The organism is Rhizobium sp. YTUHZ045 (assembly GCF_051124255.1).
Lineage (GTDB): Bacteria > Pseudomonadota > Alphaproteobacteria > Rhizobiales > Rhizobiaceae > Rhizobium.
The window spans coordinates 1,082,269-1,097,848 of the sequence record NZ_CP101432.1; the positions used below are offsets into that span (position 1 = coordinate 1,082,269).

A 15,580-nucleotide genomic window follows, 5' to 3' on the forward strand; every position below is an offset into this window, starting at 1 on the left:
ACAGCGATGAACAAGGGCCGGCTCCCTGTGACAGTGCTCGCCGGCTTTCTCGGCGCCGGCAAGACGACGCTTCTCAGCCACGTGCTGACCAATCGTCAGGGCCTCAGGGTCGCTGTCATTGTCAACGATATGAGCGAAGTGAACATAGACGCCAGTCTCATTCGAGACGGCGGCTGCAACCTGTCGCATACGACGGAGGCATTGGTTGAACTCAGCAATGGCTGCATATGCTGTACCCTGCGCGATGACCTCCTGACGGAAGTGCGGCGACTGGCCGAAGAGGGGCGATACGACTATCTGCTGATAGAGGGAACCGGCATTGCCGAGCCGCGCCCCATCGCTGCCACCTTTTCCTTCCGCGACGAGAATGGTGTTTCGCTCTCCGATTTTGCCAAACTTGACACGATGGTGACTGTCGTCGACGCCGCCAGCCTCTTGGCTGATTACGGCAGCGCCGATCTGCTTCGCGATCGCGGCATGCAGCGGGACGGCGAGGACCGGCGGACACTCATCGACCTGTTGGTGGACCAGATCGAGTTTGCCGACGTAGTCGTGATCAACAAGGTCTCGGACGCGACCGAGGAAATTCGCGCAGAAGTCCGCAAGACGGTGGCTGCGCTCAACCCGGATGCGCACCAGGTGGAGACGGACTTCGGCAAGGTTTCTCTTGCAACCATTCTCAGTACGGGCCTCTTCGACGAAGCAAAGGCCGCCGCTCACCCGTTATGGCACAAGGAACTGTACAGCCCGGGTGCTCATGTTCCGGAGACGGAGGAATATGGGGTATCGAGCTTTGTCTATCGCACGAGGCGTCCCTTCGACCCGATACGGTTTCGGGCATTCCTGGACGAGCCCTGGCCAGGGGTCATCCGCGCCAAAGGTCATTTCTGGCTGGCCACGCGACCGCGTCACGTGGGTCTGATGTCGGCGGCCGGAGCGCAACGACGCTGTGAACCCATGGGGCTCTGGTGGGCGGCCGTTCCCCGGCAGGACTGGCCGAGCCACCACCAGTTTCGCCAGCATATCGAGCGCCGATGGGACAGCGCTTGGGGCGATCGTCGGCAGGAACTCGTGTTCATTGGTGTTGACATGGACGAGACAGGCGTCCGCAGCGCGTTGGACGACTGCCTGGCCAGCTCGGATCCGCGGGACTGGTCGGCTCTCGAAGATCCCTTTCCGGCCTGGTAGCACCGGGCGGCGCCGGAGTTTGCCGGCTCGACCAGCCGGACCGGCAACACAAGACCGACCAGCTTCCTCTTACACAGCGTCCGCCGCTTAGCGGAAGCACCAGACGGCTCCAGAACCGGATATGCGGTGAGGATCATCATATCGGCGTATGGAGTACCACCCACATACCCAAGATTGCTGTCGTACGTTCCGCTCCGAAAGCTGGCAGGATGAAGCTATTCAATGCTGGTCGACGGGAATGGGGACGCCGCTCTTGCTGAGATTTCATGTGAGGAATCGCAAATACTTGACTGCTGCCGGCGGCACGCCGTGCATCAGTCACACAACCTCGGCCTGGGCCGCGCTGCTTGGAACTCCGACCGTCGTGTCTTCGAGCACTCAGGGTTCTTCCGACTTTGCCAATCAAGGCAGCGCAACCGTTCAATCATCCCTCACCGGCACGGTTACATCTTCCTTGATATCATCAGGCGACATGCAGTCGTCGCCTGCATCGTCGACGCCGATGTCGGCGACTGCCGCCGATGGCGGCGCGCAGGACACATCCACGAAGACGGCGTCGGCTGCGACGATCTTCGACACGACTTCCTCGGCATCGCAAGACATCGTACTTGCCCCGGATCCCTATGAAGAGGCTGCTACACTGCCTGCCGCCCCCGTGCTGACGGGTATTGCCAGCGATGCTGACACCGGAAGCGCCACGACGGCGGCGCCGGTGACGTCTTCCAGCAGTCTCGACACGGCTTCGTTGCGGCTTCATACCTCGATAGCATCCCTCACGGTGGAGCCGAGCCAGGACGCTTCCGCCGATACGACCGCGGTCTCAGCGCTGGCCGCACCGGCGGCGGCTCCGGCTGCGGTCACGCTCAACAAGATCGCACTGGAAAACCTGAAACAGGGCAACCCGATCAGCGAGTGGGGCCTGGAGGGCGATGGCAAGGGCACCATCCAGGGCTTCGCCACTGAAATCAGCACAAATATCGGCCAGACGGTCGATTTCAAGATCGCCACCGATTCCACGCATTACCGCATCGATATCTACCGGATGGGTTATTACGGCGGGGCCGGTGCGCGCAAGGTCGACTCGATCGAGCAGCAGCTGACCACGGCGCAGATCCAGCCGCATCCGATCGTCGACATGTCGCTCGGTCTCATCGACTGCGGCAACTGGTCGGTCTCGGCGAGCTGGCAGATTCCGACTGATGCCGTCTCCGGGGTCTATTTCGCCAAGCTGGTGCGTGAGGACGGCACCGAGGATGCCAGCATCATCCCCTTCGTCGTGCGCGACGACTCCTCGCACAGCAATATCGTTTTCCAGACCTCGGATACCACGTGGCAGGCCTATAATGCCTGGGGCGGCGCCAGCCTCTATTACGGCGATGTCCCCGTCGATCCCGCTGACATGATTGGCTACTTGCCGCCGAACTGCAGCTGCGGCCTGACCGCAATCGGTCGCGCCTCGGCGATCAGCTACAACAGGCCGATCATCACCAATACGAGCCCGGTCGGCGGCTCGCACGACTTCATTTTTGGCGTCGAGCATTCAGCCATCCAGTGGCTGGAGCAGAACGGCTACGACGTGTCCTATATTTCCGGTGTCGATGCGACGCGTAGCGGTAGCCTGCTGCTGAACCATGATGCCTTCCTGTCGGTCGGCCATGACGAATACTGGTCGGCCGGGCAGCGCACCAATGTGGAGGCCGCGCGCGATGCCGGCGTAAACCTCGCCTTCTGGAGCGGCAACGAAGTCTATTGGAAGGTTCGCTGGGAAAGCAGCATCGATGGCAGCGGCCAAGCCTACCGCACCATGGTCTGCTACAAGGAGACCTACGGCACGAGCACGGACCCGAGCAATATCGGCACCGGAACCTGGCGCGATCCGCGTTACGCCGATCCGGGGCAGGAGCCGGAAAATTCGCTGACGGGCACGATGTTTCAGGTGGACGGCTACCGCCAGGATACGATCTCCATCCCCTACGACTATTCGAACCTTCGCTTCTGGCGCAATACCGATGTGGCAGAGCTGCAGCCGGGCGAGACTTACAATCTGGTGCAGAACCTGCTCGGCTATGAATGGGATTCGGATGTCGAGAATGGATTCCGTCCGGCTGGACTGATCAACCTGTCGCTCTCCTCGGTGGCGGTCAACACTTATCTGCGCGATTACGGTTCGACGGTCGGCGATGCGGTGGCGACCCACAGCCTGACCATGTACCGGGCGGCAAGCGGCGCACTCGTCTTCGGCGCCGGCACCGTCTTCTGGTCCTGGGGGCTGAACGATCAGCATCAGGGGCCGGCAACGTCAACCGATCGCAACGTGCAGCAGGCGATGGTCAACATGTTCGCGGACATGGGCATCCAGCCGACGACGCTCGATGCGAGCCTGATCCTCGCGACCCAATCGACCGACACGCTGAAGCCCACCTCGTCGATTACCTCGCCCATCGTCGGCGCAAGCTTCCTCGAAGGGCAGCATGTGACGATATCAGGAACGGCGCAGGATTTCGGCGGCGGCATCATTGCCGGCGTCGAGGTCTCCACCGATGGCGGCCAGCACTGGTTCAAGGCCACGGGCCGCGAGAACTGGAGCTATAACTGGGTCGTCCAGGCGAGCGGCACCTATACGATCCTGTCACGCGCCGTCGACGACAGCGTCAATCTGGAGGCGCCATCGGCCGGCAAGCAGGTCACCGTTACGCTGCCGGGCACGCAGGGCCTGTGGACGCTGGCGGAAAAGCCCGCGACCGAAGTAGCGGTCGATCGCGATTCAGTCGAGCTCGGCCTGCGCTTCCAAGCGACGACGGCAGGCTCGGTGGAGGGCATCCGCTTCTACAAGGGCTTCTATAACATCGGCGAACACGTCGTCAGCCTCTGGAGCAGCACCGGAACGCTGCTGGCGACCGGCGTTGCGACAGGGGAATCGCTCTCGGGATGGCAGACGGTGATGTTCTCCAGCCCGATCCAGATCGCGGCCGGCACGACCTATGTGGCCTCCTATCACAGCAATGGCTACTACTCGCTCACCCAGAACTATTTCAACGAGCCCTATGCCAGCGGCCAGCTGAAGGCCGTCGATGGCGGCGGCGTCTTCGCCTACGGCACTACGCCCAGCACATTCCCCGGCCAGAACCCCGGCGGCAGCAACTACTGGGTGGACGTGGTCTTCGATGCCGGCCCCAACAGCCAGCCGGTCGCGACCGACGACAGCGGGCTGATCACCGGCCACAACGGAACGCTTGTTATCTCCATTGCCTCGCTCCTGGCAAACGATACCGATCCCAATGGCGATGCGATGACCATCACGGCCGTCGGCAATGCCGTCAATGGCACGGTCGCTCTCAACAAGCAGACCGGCGCCATCACCTTCACGCCGGCCAACGATTATTCAGGACCGGCGAGCTTCAGCTATACGCTGTCGGACGGGCGCGGCGGCACGGATCAAGGCAATGTCAGCCTGACCGTCCAGACGGGTTCGGCTGGCGAGACACTGTTTACGGCAAGTGAGGGACCGACCGGCGGCAGCTTCAACGACAATACGGCGTTGGAACTCGGCATGAAGTTCGTCGCTTCCTCGACCGGCACGATCTCGGGCATCCGCTATTACAAGGCTGCCGGCGATACCAGCGTGCATACCGGCTCCATTTGGAGAGCCGACGGCACGCTCATCGCAACGGTCACCTTCACCAACGAGTCGCTCTCCGGCTGGCAGACCGCGAACTTCGCCACGCCGCTACAGATCACGGCGGGTGCGACCTATGTCGCCTCCTACCACACGACCGGCACCTATGTGGCGACGTCGAACTATTTCAACACGGCACATATCAATGGCTCGCTGACGGCGCTTGCAGGCAGCAATGGCGTCTACTCGGTCGGATCAAGCTCGATCTTCCCGACGTCAAGCTATCAGTCGACGAATTACTGGGTTGACGTCGTCTTCAATCAATCGACGGGCAATACGGTGCCGGTCGCCGCCAATGACAACGGCTATACGACTTATACTAATACGGCTCTGTCGATCGCCGCTGCAAATCTGCTCGCAAATGACAGCGATGCGGATGGCAACCCGCTTGTCATCACCGGCGTCAGCGGCGCGGTCAACGGTTCGGTGTCCTACGACAATCAGACGCAGACCGTCACCTTCACGCCGACGGCAGGATATACCGGGCCGGCGAGCTTCAGCTATTCCATCGCCGACGGTCAGGGCGGCACGGCATCCGCCCAGGTTGGGCTTACCGTCAACGCCCAGGGGAGCGAGCAGAACCTCTTCAGCGCCAATGAAACGCCTGCAGTCGTCTCGGTGAACGACAATCATCCGGTTAATCTCGGCATGAAATTTCAGGCGGACACGGCCGGCTGGGTCACAGGGATCCGCTTCTATAAGGGCGCCGACAATACCGGCCCGCATAATGGTTATCTCTGGACCGCCTCGGGCACGCTGCTTGCAACCGTCACCTTCAGCAACGAAACGGCAAGCGGCTGGCAGACTGCCACGCTCACCCAGCAGGTCGCGGTCGCAGCGGATACGACCTACGTCGTTTCCTACAGCACAAACGGCAATTACTCGGCGACGGGCAATTATTTCAGCACTGAGAAGACCAGCGGCGACCTCAGGGCGTTCAGCGGCGACAATGGCCTCTATGCCTATGGATCGAGCGGGTTGTTCCCGACCAGCACTTACAACAGCACAAACTACTATGTGGACGTGGCGTTCAAACCGCAGCTCGCGGCGTAACGCCCACAAGGATGCAAGCCGACCATCGAGTAAAGAGTGAGAGTATCGATGATGCGTGCAGACAACAGATTGCCGGTTACGGTTCTCGCCGGGTTTCTCGGCGCAGGGAAGACGACTGTCCTCAATCATGTCCTGAGTAATCGGGAGGGTCGTCGGGTTGCGGTCATTGTCAACGATATGAGCGAGGTTAACATTGATGCGGATCTCGTGCGCGAGGGAGGTGCAGACCTTCTGCGCACCGATGAGACTCTGGTAGAGCTCACCAATGGATGCATCTGCTGCACGCTCCGCGAAGATCTCCTCAGCGAGGTGCGGCGGCTGGCGGCCGCCGGCCGTTTCGACTATCTGCTGATCGAGGGCACGGGGATCGCCGAGCCTCTGCCGGTAGCAGCGACATTCTCCTTCCGCGACGAGAGTGGAGCTGCCCTTTGCGACGTGGCAAGGCTCGACACGATGGTCTGCGTCGTCGATGCGGTCAATCTGCTTGCCGATTACCAGAGCGACGAGTTTCTGGCCGATCGCGGCGAAAGGCGTGACGGGGACGATGAGCGCAAGCTCGTGGAACTGCTCGTCGAGCAGATCGAATTTTCTGATGTCGTCATCATCAACAAGGCGGGCGACGTGCCCAGCGCCGGTCTCGCCGAAGTTCGCCGGGTCGTCGCAGCACTCAATCCGGATGCCCTTGTCATCGAGGCGGTCTTCGGCCAGGTGCCGCTCGGCGCGATCCTGGATACCGGCTTTTTCAGCGAAGCCAAGGCCGCCCGCCATCCACTCTGGCACAAGGAGCTTTACGGCTGGGGCGATCATGTGCCGGAGACCGAGGAATACGGCATAACAAGCTTCGTCTATCGCAGCCGCCGCCCCTTCGATCCGGCGCGGCTGGGCCGCATGCTCAAGCAGCCATTGCCCGGCGTCATCAGGGCGAAAGGCCATTTCTGGCTGGCGACCCGGCCGGACGAGATCGGTCTGCTGTCGATTGCCGGTACGCAATGCCGCATCGACACCAGAGGGTTCTGGTGGGCCTCGGTGCCGCGGGCGCACTGGCCGCGCCATCCGCAATTCCGCCAGTTACTCGACCGGCATTGGGACGATGTCTGGGGCGACCGCCGTCAGGAGCTGGTCTTCATCGGCTCCGGCTTCGACGAGGGCGCCATCCGCATCGCGCTCGACGATTGCTTGACCGGTGACGAGACGGGTTTCGATCCTCAGACCGCCGTCGGTCTTCGCGATCCGTTTCCGCCATGGCGGCACGATACGCACGCATCGAACGGAAAAATGTGAAGCGAATTTCGGATAATCCGATGCGCCGACTCAAAGGTGAACAGGTTTTGATTATCAACCAGAGGAGAGAACAATGAGCAGCGAACTTTATGCAGACGGTATCGGCGAAATCACCGTCACAGGAACGATCGTGCGCATCGACCTGATGTCGCTCTCGGCCACCGATCGGGACGCCAACAACAATCCGAAGCCGGTTTTCCGCCAGCGCATCATCATGCCTGTCGACGCCTTCGCCAATGCGGTTGATCTCATGCAGAAGGCGCTTGGCGGCTTGGTCGAGGCGGGCGCGGTCCGTCGCATCGGTGACATGTCGGCTGCAGCCGCCACCGATATCCAGTCGGTGCAGGGCGCTTCAAACGCCTCGCCGAATTTCAACTGACAACAGGGACAGCCTCGGTCTCGTAGTGTTTCGGGTGGGCCATGAGTGGTTTTCTGCATACCAACCTGCATTGTCTTGCGCTCGTCGCGCGTCACCACGGCGTCGACCTTTCTCCTGAGCGATTGCAGCACGATTATTGCGTCGGCAACGATCCGGTGGCGGTGCGGCAAATGCTCAGAATGGCCAAGGATGCCGGTCTGAGGGCCAGGCATCTGGCCCTCGACTGGCGAAGCCTGTTCCAACTCGGCGAGGCTTTCCCGGTGCTTGCCGAACTTTCGAACGGCAACTGGGTGGTCATCGCCGGCGCTCTCGGGGAGGGCGAGGATGAGCGGATCCGCGTTCTCGACCCGCTCGCCACGCGCCCCGAAGTCATGCTGCTGAGCGAGGAGCAATTCGCCAAGGCCTGGCTCGGATCGGTGGTTCTGCTGAAGCGCAACTACCGTATGTCGGATGAGGACCGGCCCTTCGGCTTCCGCTGGTTTGTCCCCGAAATCATCCGGCAGCGCAGCTTCTTCCGCGATGTGGCGCTCGCAGCTTTCGTGCTCTATGGGCTGGGTCTGACAACGCCGATGTTCTTCCAGCTCGTCATCGACAAGGTGCTCGTGCATCAGAGCTACGCGACATTGACGGTCCTGACCGTCGGTATCGCGGTGGCGCTCGTCTTCGACGCGACCTTCAGCTTCCTGCGCCGCTATCTGCTGCTCTACGCCACCAACAGGATCGACATTCGGGTGGCGACGCGCACCTTCGGCCATCTGCTCAACCTGCCGATCGCGCTCTTCGAGCAGGCATCGGCCGGCGTTCTCGTCAAACATATGCAGCAGACGGGACGGATCCGCGAATTCCTGACCGGCCGGTTGTTCCTGACGCTGCTCGACGGCGTATCGCTCTTCGTCTTCGTGCCGATCCTGCTCCTCTACAGCGTCAAGCTGACGCTCGTGGTGCTCGGCTTCGCGGCGCTCGTCGGGCTTGTCGTGATGATGCTCGTCGGGCCGTTCCAACGCCGTCTGCAGGCGCTCTACCAAGCCGAAGGCGACCGGCAGGCCCTGCTTGTCGAAACCGTGCACGGCATGCGCACGGTGAAATCACTGGCGCTGGAAGCGCGACAGCGCAAGGTCTGGGACGATTATTCGGCGCAGTCGATCTCGGTGCGTTTCCGGGTCGAAAAAATCTCCACCATCGCCCAGTCGATGACCGGGCTTCTGGAAAAGCTGATGAGCGTGGCGATCATCGGGCTCGGCGCGCTCGATGTCTTCAGCGGTTCCATGACGATCGGCGCGTTGGTCGCCTTCAATATGCTCGCCGGCCGCGTCTCGGGGCCGCTGGTGCAGATCGTCACCATGGTGCACGAATATCAGGAAGTGGCGCTTTCCGTGCGCATGCTCGGCGAGATCATGAACCAGCGGCCGGAACAGGCCGGACGCGGCCGAGGTGTGCGGCCGCATCTGCATGGCCGCATCGAATTCGACAGGGTCACCTTCCGCTATGCTCCCGATGCGGCGCCTGCGCTCGACAATGTGTCCTTCGCCATTCCGGCGGGCTGCGTCTTCGGCGTCGTCGGCAAGAGCGGCTCGGGCAAGACGACGATCACCCGACTGATCCAGGGCCTCTATCAGAGCCAGGAGGGGCTGGTGCGCATGGACGGCTACGACAGCCGCGAAATCGATCTCGTGCATCTGAGAACCAGCATCGGCGTCGTGCTGCAGGATAATTTCCTGTTTCGCGGCACGGTGCGCGACAATATCGCTGCCGCCAAACCGGATGCCAGCATCGAGGAAATCATGGAGGTCGCCCGCATCGCCGGCGCGGAAGAATTCGTCGAGCGCCTGCCGCGCGGATTCGACACGATGCTGGAAGAAAACGCCGCCAACCTCTCCGGCGGCCAAAGGCAGCGGCTTGCCATAGCGCGCGCGCTGATCACCGATCCGAAGCTCCTGATCTTCGACGAGGCGACGAGCGCGCTCGACCCCGACAGCGAGGCGATCATCCGCGAAAATCTGAGCCGGATCGCCGCCGGGCGCACCGTCGTCATCGTGTCGCACCGGCTTTCGACGCTTGTGGATGCCGATGCCATTCTCGTCATCGATCGGGGCAAGGTCGCCGATATCGGCCGGCACGACCAGCTGGTGTCGCGCTGCATGACTTATCGCCACCTGTGGGCCCAGCAAATGAGGCAGGTCGCATGAACGCGCGTGTGACAAAATCCAGCGAGAACCTGCCAATTTCATCAGACAAGGGCTCCTCGAACCATGGCCCCTCGAATAGGGGGCCAGACGGAAGGACCGGGCTGCTCGTCGCCCGCCCGCCGCTGCCGCCTGTTATCGCGGAATTTCAGTCCGATGCCGTCGAGCTCGAGGAACGTGCTCCGCCGCGCATTGCGCGCATGACGCTCTATTGCGTGACGGCGCTGATCGCTGCGACCATCATCTGGGCGTCCGTCTCTGAGATCGACGAGGTGGTGATCGCGCCCGGCAAACTCGTCACCACGCAACCGACCATCGTCGTCCAGCCGCTGGAAACCTCGATCATTCGCACGATCGATGTGAAGGCCGGCGAGGTGGTGCGTGCCGGACAAACGCTCGCAACGCTCGACGCCACTTTCAGCCAGGCCGATGTCGACCAGCAGCAGGCGAAGTTCTCCGCACTCGACGCCCAAGTGAAGCGCATCGAGGCGGAACTTGCCGGCGATGACTACACAATGATGGCCGGATCGACGCCCGACGAGATGCTGCAGTTGCAGCTCTTCGGCCAGCGGCGGGCCTTCTACACGGCGCAGCTGCAGAATTTCGAGCAGCAGATCGCCGGCCAGTCGGCAGCGCTTGCCGCGGCCAAGAACCAGGAGGCCGTGCTCATCGACCGACGCGACACGCTCTCGCAGATCGAAGGAGCGCGCGAGCGGCTCTTCAACACGCAGAGCGGATCGCTGATCACCATGCTCGGCTCGCGCGACGCCCGCCTCGACGTCGAGTCCGATCTGACGGCCGTGCGCGGCAAGGCCGACGAGGCCGCGCATACCTTTGCCAAGCTCAAAGCCGACCGGCAGGCCTTCATCGAGGATTTCCGCCGCGCCGCGATGGAACAGCTGGTCGAGCTGCGCGGCCAGCGCGACATGGCGGATGAAGAGCTGAAGAAGATGGAGCTGCGCCGCAACATGGTGTCGCTGACAGCACCTGCCGACGCCGTCGTGCTCGACCTCGCCCAGCGCTCCATCGGCTCCGTGGTACGCGAAGCCGAACCGATCGTCACACTGGTGCCGATCAACGTGCCGCTCGAAGCCGAAGTCTCGATCAACACCCGCGACATCGGCCGCATCGCCGTGGGTAAGGAGGCCCGCATCAAGCTGGACGCCTATCCCTTCCAGAAATACGGCACCGCGTCGGGCGAGGTTCGCACCATCAGCCAGGACGCGTTCATGACCGGCCAGCAGCAGGAACAGACCGCCACCCCGGGCCAGCCGGCCGCGCCCTTCTTCAAGGCTCGCATCCTGCTTGCCGATACGAGGCTGAACGTCTCGGACGTGCCGGTCAGGCTGCTGCCGGGCATGACCGTCTCCACAGAGATCAAGGTGGGCAACAGAACGGTGATCTCCTATTTCCTCTATCCGCTGCTGCGCGGCCTGGATGATGCCATCCGGGAACCGAACTGAGGGGGCCGCGGACGAGGTGTGGGCGAGGGGCGTCCTACACACGCCGGGGATGGAGGTGGCGCCAGACCTCCAGGCGGCCGCCCCCAAAAGCGTCTGTGTATCAGCGGAAGCCGCATCCGTTTGCAGATACAGCCTACCGGCAAGTGGCCAGAAAAGCGCGAATTGCTGCAGAGATATTGCCGAGATGGAGGAGGGGCGCATGTCCTTGCCCTCCGGCGGTGTGAAGGACCAATCCGGGATGCAGTCGGGCCATTTCGTTCACTGTTTCCTGCGACAGCAGCGGTGAATTTTCACCGCGGATCAACATCAGCGGAAAGCGGCTCAGGCTTTCGAATTGTGCCCACAGATCGGGCAGCGGCTGGCTGAAATCGATCGATCTCAGTGCCTCGGCGATAGCCGGATCGAAGTCGGCGACCGGCCTTCCGCCGACGTCGCGATATAGCGCAAGCGCCATTTCGCGCCAGTCCTCGCCCGTAAGCGCAGTAAACGAGGCGCCATGATTCACCTGCAATATGTCGGCCGCCTCTTTCCAGTCGGCCGGCTTCCTGCCGCTGTTTAGGTAGTCACGAATGAGCGCCAGCCCTCCCGCCTCGATCGCCGGTCCGATATCGTTCAGGACCACGGCTTCGAGAAGATCCGGCCGTGCCGCCGCGATCAAGTGCAGGATCAGGCCGCCGCGCGACGTGCCGATGAAAACCGCCCGCTCGATGCCGAATGCCGTGCAGGCGGCAATGATGTCGCCGGTCTCGACAGCGAGATTGTAATTGGCCTTGTTCTCATCCCATGCGGAATTTCCGCGCCCGCGCGAATCGAGGGCGATCACTCTACGCGGGCCAGTTCTGTCGCGGCTGAGAAGCAGCGCAAGCGGATGAAAGTCCCGGGCATTGCGGCTCAGACCGGGCAGGCAGATCACCGGCAGCCTTTCGGCGGCTGCGGCCCCGGCGGGCCGGTAGTCGCGGGCATAAAGCGTCAGCCCATCGGAAGAATGGTAAAATCGTTCCTGGAAACCGCCTGCATCCACGTCCGGCATCGCATTCCTCGAGACCTGTCTGATCTGGAAGGTGTAGAGCATGTCTCGCAAAAGTGTGCAGCGGTTTTGCGATAAAGACATGCGGAAAACAAAGACCAGCCTGCTTTTCAAGCCGCGCCAAACGACTTCAGGAGGCGCCGCGTCCGCCGATCAGGTCGCGCTCGATATCCGTCGGCTGGCCGAGGCGGGCCTTGTAGACTTCATAATTCTCCATCACCCGCTGTACGTAATTGCGCGTCTCGGGGAAGGGGATGCGTTCGATCCAGTCGATGATTTCGTCGATCGGCCTGCCGCGTGGGTCGCCGTAGCGTCCGATCCATTCCGGCACGCGCTTCGGCCCGGCATTATAGGCGATGAAGGTGAGGATATAGGAGCCACCGAAGGCTTCGATCTGCTCGCCGAGATAATGCGCACCGAGGGTCGCATTGTAGCCCGCATCGGCCGTCAGCTTGTCCTTCGAAAAGGTGATGTTGTGGCGTTTGGCCACCGCCTGAGCTGTGCCGGGCAGAAGCTGCAGCAGGCCGCGTGCATTCGCTGCCGAAACGGCGGCCGGATTGAAGGCGCTTTCCTGCCGGGCAATGGCATAGGCGAGCGCCTTGCCGGAGCCGGAGATATTGGCATTCGGCGGGATTACGCCGACGGGAAAGGCGAGCGCGGCGACATCGATGCCTCGGCCATAGGCGATTTTGCCGACCTGCAGTGACAGATGATGATTGCCTGATTGCTCGGCCTGCGCCGCAAGGATCGCCAGTTCACCGGGACTTTGCAGCTGATCGGCGAGTGCGAGATAGAGGATGTCGGCCCGCCAACCGTGGCCGGCTGCCTCAAGCCGGGCGATTGCCTGCACGGCCTCGCGCGCCTGGAAACGCTGGCGGTCGGCTGCGCTCGGCGTGGGATAACTGACGTTGAGCGTCTTGCGTCCAAGCCTTTCGGCAGCGAGCTGTCCATAGAAGGTGCCGGGAAAATTCGCGGCCTTGCCGTAGAATTCGCCGGAACTGCCGGGGCCGCCGGCCTCGGCTGCTCGCCCGAGCCAGTACCAGGCGCGCGACACCGAGATGGGACCGTTCGAAGTCGCCAGAATCTTGCGGAAATGCTTTTCCGCCGTTGTCGGGTCCTGCAGCCCGCGCAGCGCATACCATCCGGCATGGAATTCGGCCTCGACGATATCAGTCGGGCTGGTTGCCGCGGAGCTTGCGACGATGCGATAGGCCGGTCTGAATTGTCCCTGGTCGACGAGGCCGCGGCTGACGATCCGCTGCTCGTTCCACCATTCTCCGGAATTGACGAGTTCGCCCGGCTCGCGCGGCATCTTTTCCAGAAGCGCCGCCGCTTCGGCATATTTGTCCTGCCTGCGCAGATATTCGATGCGCGCGAACAGCAGGCCGGCATCGCCACGCCATTTCGCCTCGACGCTATTGAGCAGCGCGTCGGCATTGGCAGCTTTGGCGTCGACGGCGGCCCAGGCTTTGTAGAGGGACTGCGCCTCGCCCATGTCGCCGAAGCGCTTGGCCTGCGCCACCCGGCCACGATACATCAGATAGTCCATCCGCGCCTTGTGGTCGGCTGGCGTCAGCAGGGCGGAAAACTCGAGGAGGATCTTGTCTTCGCTCGCCTTGTCGAGCGCCTCGGTGCGCCAGACCTTGCGGATATACTTTGCTGCCTGCGCCTGCTTGCCTGTCGCAATCAGCGCCCGCCCGAGAATGATGGCGCCCTGCATCGTCTCCGGCGCGGTGTCGCCGAAGGCGGCGAGCACGGCTGACGGGTCGGGGTTTTCGTCGTAGAGCGCGCGTTCGGAATAGGCGCGCAGCCTGGAAAGGCCAGGCCATCCCTTGAGCTCCTGCGCAGCACTGGCGATTTGATAGGAGGGAACGCCCTTCAAGCCGGAGACGGCGATCGCCCAGGTGAGGATATGGCGATCGAGCGTATCCTCGCGCATGCTGTCGCGGATTGACAGAGCCAGTTGCGGGTTCTTGGCAGAAAGCGCGTCGAGTCCGGTTTTCAGATCATTGGCGACCGGCGCAACGGCCTGATTGCGCGGGATGGCGCCGGTTGTCAGCGCTTCCGGTATGGAGGTCTCTGGGACGAAGCCGATCGGCTTGACTTCAGGCGTCGGAATGCTTTCGCCGGGAAGCGGGGACGCAACGCTGCCCCACGCGGCGGCAACGAAGCCGAAGGCGGTCAGAATCAGGACAGCTTTCTTCATCCGGGATCTCGCAACGGAAAACACGCCCTGTTCATTTGGCTAGAGGCTTCTTAACGAAACCTTACCGTACCAGGTAAAATTCATTCACATCTGCTATCGGAATTTGCCCTAAACCGAACTCTCCGCGCTTGTCGCGATGATTTCAGCGCTTTATGGTGCGCAAAATATTCATGGAATGCGGCCGAAGCAAGGATTTGGTCGTGAGGAGCTTTGCATGTTCAATGGGTCCATTCCCGCCCTCGTCACCCCCTTCACCGATGCCGGACTGATCGACGAAGCGAGCTTCGCTGCCCATGTCGACTGGCAGATCAAGGAAGGCAGCAGCGGTCTCGTTCCGGTGGGAACGACCGGCGAATCGCCGACGCTGTCGCATGCCGAGCACAAGCAGGTCGTGGAACTCTGCATCGAAGTGGCGGCAAAACGCGTTCCGGTCATGGCCGGCGCCGGTTCGAACAATACGCGTGAGGCGGTCGAACTCGCCCAGCACGCCGAAAAGGTCGGCGCCGACGCCGTGCTCGTCGTCACGCCCTATTACAACAAGCCGACGCAGAAGGGGCTGATTGCGCATTTTTCTGCGATTGCCGAGGCCGTTGCCCTGCCGATCTATATCTACAATATTCCGGGCCGTTCGGTGATCGATATGACGCCCGAAACGATGGGTGCTCTCGTCAAGGCACATAGCAATATCGTCGGCGTCAAGGACGCGACGGGCAAGATCGAGCGTGTTTCCGAGCAGCGCATCACCTGCGGCAAGGATTTCAGGCAATTGTCCGGCGAGGACGCGACAGCCCTCGGTTTCAACGCCCATGGCGGCGTCGGCTGCATCTCGGTGACGGCCAATGTCGCCCCGCGCCTCTGCGCCGATTTTCAGGCCGCGACGTTGGCCGGTGAATACGCCCGCGCGCTCGAATATCAGGACCGCCTGATGCCGCTGCACAAGGCAATTTTCCTTGAGCCGGGTCTCTGCGGCGCCAAATACGGTCTCTCCAAGCTCGGCCGCATGAGCCGTAACGTCCGCTCGCCGCTGCTTTCGACGCTGGAGCCGGCAACCGAAGCAGCGATCGATGCCGCCATGCGTCATGCAGGATTGCTGAACTGAGGAGACCGGCCGCCTTCACAAGGCC

General features: G+C 62.3%; 9 protein-coding genes. 7 read left to right on the forward strand and 2 right to left on the reverse strand.

From position 1 onward, the window contains the following. Positions 1 to 6: 6 nt before the first annotated feature. From NMA58_RS05285 to NMA58_RS05310, 6 genes are all read left to right on the forward strand, one after another. Entirely contained in the window at positions 7 to 1,188 is a 1,182-nt protein-coding gene (locus NMA58_RS05285) for a GTP-binding protein (protein WP_434712620.1), read from the forward strand. A gap of 238 nt (positions 1,189 to 1,426) precedes the next feature. Further along, positions 1,427 to 5,917: a DUF4082 domain-containing protein gene (locus NMA58_RS05290; RefSeq protein WP_434712621.1), complete on the forward strand. Its 4,491-nt coding sequence runs from the start codon at positions 1,427 to 1,429 to the stop codon at positions 5,915 to 5,917. 48 nt (positions 5,918 to 5,965) lie between these two features. After that, positions 5,966 to 7,198 carry a GTP-binding protein gene (locus tag NMA58_RS05295; RefSeq protein WP_434712622.1) on the forward strand — a complete coding sequence of 411 codons (1,233 nt, stop codon included), beginning with the start codon at positions 5,966 to 5,968 and terminating at the stop codon, positions 7,196 to 7,198. Between the two features lie 73 nt (positions 7,199 to 7,271). Further along, entirely contained in the window at positions 7,272 to 7,577 is a 306-nt protein-coding gene (locus NMA58_RS05300) for a hypothetical protein (protein ID WP_183699664.1), read from the forward strand. A gap of 41 nt (positions 7,578 to 7,618) precedes the next feature. Further along, on the forward strand, positions 7,619 to 9,763 hold the full coding sequence (locus NMA58_RS05305; protein ID WP_434712624.1) for a peptidase domain-containing ABC transporter: 2,145 nt from the start codon (positions 7,619 to 7,621) through the stop codon (positions 9,761 to 9,763). Next, the gene (locus NMA58_RS05310) at positions 9,760 to 11,223 is read left to right on the forward strand and encodes an HlyD family type I secretion periplasmic adaptor subunit (protein WP_434712625.1); all 1,464 of its coding nucleotides are present in this window, start codon (positions 9,760 to 9,762) and stop codon (positions 11,221 to 11,223) included. The genes NMA58_RS05305 and NMA58_RS05310 overlap by 4 nt, the downstream gene beginning before the upstream one ends. A gap of 133 nt (positions 11,224 to 11,356) precedes the next feature. Here the strand turns inward: NMA58_RS05310 and NMA58_RS05315 are convergent, their stop codons facing one another. Further along, entirely contained in the window at positions 11,357 to 12,253 is an 897-nt protein-coding gene (locus NMA58_RS05315) for an alpha/beta fold hydrolase (protein ID WP_434712626.1), read from the reverse strand. 127 nt (positions 12,254 to 12,380) lie between these two features. Further along, positions 12,381 to 14,456, reverse strand: a complete 2,076-nt coding sequence (locus tag NMA58_RS05320) for a lytic transglycosylase domain-containing protein (protein WP_434712627.1) — start codon at positions 14,454 to 14,456, stop codon at positions 12,381 to 12,383. Positions 14,457 to 14,670: 214 nt separating this feature from the next. Here NMA58_RS05320 and dapA point away from each other — a divergent pair, with 214 nt between their 5' ends. After that, complete coding sequence (gene dapA, locus NMA58_RS05325) at positions 14,671 to 15,555, forward strand: 4-hydroxy-tetrahydrodipicolinate synthase (protein ID WP_085777587.1); 885 nt, start codon at positions 14,671 to 14,673, stop codon at positions 15,553 to 15,555. Positions 15,556 to 15,580: the final 25 nt, after the last annotated feature.